We start from the raw sequence: 874 nt of genomic DNA, 5'->3' as shown, positions 1-874 counted from the left end.
GGGAGTGCTCCAATCAAGGTGATATAAATTCAGACAGTCCACGCCGGTATCTCGGGTAATGCTGCCGGAGCATCTGACGCGCATTCCAACAGTGCACAAACAAAGTAATCGCCCGCTGGAGACCAGCATCACGCTTGGCAAACCCGCGCGTCCGACGCACGAGCTGCGACACAAAACATCGCAACTCAGCGTTGTTCGCTTCAACCGAATAAGTCTGCGACTTCCCCGGCCCTACCAGATGACGACTCCGATGGTAGTTCACCTGCCGGTAACCAGCATACCCATCCGAGCAAAACTGGAACGTGTTCGGCACTCGGTCGACCAGTTCCTGAATTGCCTCAGCCGTGCACTCAGCAACTAGTGACCAGCCCATGAAACAGCGCGTCTTGCGGTCAACTGCTGTAATCAGATAACGTTTGTTTTTTTAGACCGCACAAAAGTGTGCAGCTCGTCTAGCTCGGTCACCTCCGAGGTGGCAGGTTTGGGTGGCTGCGCTGGCAGTGAATCAACATACTTCTTCACCCAACGCCCGACCGACTGCCCACTGACCTGCAGGATGCGCGCAGCTTTGCGCTGGCTCATACCTTCAGCAACTAGTCGTAGTGCGCTCTGGCGTATCTGGGGGCTATGCGCTATCGACTTTGAATTTGGTGTAGTCTTGTGACCGCACTTTCTGCACTGATACTTCTGCGTGCCACTGAGGTTTCGTCCATACTTGCGCATCTCTGCACTGCCGCAGAATTGGCACTTCACTCCTGGGTGGCTGACTGGTCTCCTAGCCATGTCCCCTATATTAGATCACTTTTACTGGACCACTCCCTGCACCCTCAACCACTTGTGATACACTACCGCTTGCATCGGCACCCCTCTACGA

General features: G+C 54.7%; 1 protein-coding gene. It reads right to left on the bottom strand.

Going from position 1 to position 874, the window contains the following annotated elements; genetic code table 11:
- Positions 1–405: 405 nt before the first annotated feature.
- Complete coding sequence (locus tag NW818_RS09865) at positions 406–723, bottom strand: helix-turn-helix domain-containing protein (RefSeq protein WP_414424453.1); 318 nt, start codon at positions 721–723, stop codon at positions 406–408.
- Between the last annotated feature and the right edge of the window lie 151 nt (positions 724–874).

The organism is Synechococcus sp. R6-5 (genome assembly GCF_047461775.1).
In the GTDB taxonomy this organism is placed as follows: domain Bacteria; phylum Cyanobacteriota; class Cyanobacteriia; order Thermostichales; family Thermostichaceae; genus Thermostichus.
This window is presented reverse-complemented; position numbering and strand designations above follow the sequence as displayed.